The following is a 1,130-nucleotide window of genomic DNA, read 5'->3' as shown; positions in this document are numbered from 1 at the left end:
GGCGACGGCATGCTGTTCACCGGCCGACTCTCCACCACCACCCACCCCTGGCTCGCCGACCACACCATCGCCGGCACCGTCCTCCTCCCCGGCACGGCGTTCGTCGAGCTGGCCGTCCACGTCGGCTATCAGGTCGGCTGCGGACGCCTCGACGAGCTCACCCTCCGCGCCCCGTTCGCGCTCCCCGAGGGCGAGGCCGCCCGCCTCCAGGCGTGGGTCGGCGGCGCGGACGAGGCCGGGCACCGGCCGATCGCCGTCTACTCCCGCCCGGAGGACCACACCGCCGCCGACGAGGTGTGGACCTGCCACGCCACGGGCCGGCTGGTCCCCGAGACCACTGCGGCGCCGGCCCCGGAGGCCGCCTGGCCGCCGCCGGGCGCCGTCGCCGTGCCGCTGGACGGGCTGTACGAGGACCTGGAGGCGCGCGGCTACGACTACGGCCCGCTGTTCCAGGGGCTGACGGCCGTGTGGCGGCGCGGCGAGGATCTGTTCGCCGAGGCCTCCTGGCCCGGCGGGGCCGAGGAGGCCGAGGAGTTCGCGCTGCACCCGGCGCTGCTGGACGCCGCCCTGCACGCCCTCGGCACGGCCGACGAGACGCGCTCCCTGCGCCTGCCGTTCGCATGGTCGGGCGTCGCCCTGCACGCCACCGGCGCCACCGAGCTGCGCATCCGCCTCACCCCGACCGGTACGGACGAGGTCGCGCTGCTCGCCACTGACACGGCCGGCGCGCCGGTGGTGTCCGTCGACGCGCTCACGCTGCGCGCGGTCTCGCCCCAGCAGCTGGCCGCGCCCGCCCTCCCGGCGGACCGCCTGCTGTACGCAGTCGAGTGGCAGTCCGTCGCCTCCGACTCGGTGGAGGGCGGGAGTTGGGCTGTCCTCGGCGTGGACGCGTACGGCGACCTGGCTTCCCTGGCCGCCTCCGACGAGGTGCCCGGCACGGTGTTCGCGGCCATCCCGTCCGCGCTGCTCGACGGCGGCGCCCCTGCGGCGTCCGCCCACGCGGTCACCCGCTGGGCGGTGGAGCTCTGCCGCACCTGGTTGGCGGAGGAACGTTTCGCCGGTTCGCGGCTGGTTCTGGTCACGCGCAACGCCGTGCCCGTCCACGAGCACGAGCCCGTCGATCCGGCGCA

General features: G+C 76.4%; 1 protein-coding gene. It reads left to right on the top strand.

Annotated features, from left to right (window positions below):
* The coding region (locus tag ACWC9T_RS41985; protein ID WP_449826272.1) for a polyketide synthase dehydratase domain-containing protein at positions 1–1,130 on the top strand (1,130 nt) is incomplete at both ends.

This window comes from Kitasatospora sp. NPDC001159 (assembly GCF_053598235.1).
Note: the sequence above shows the minus strand (reverse complement) of the source record. Positions and strands in the feature narration are given on the sequence as shown.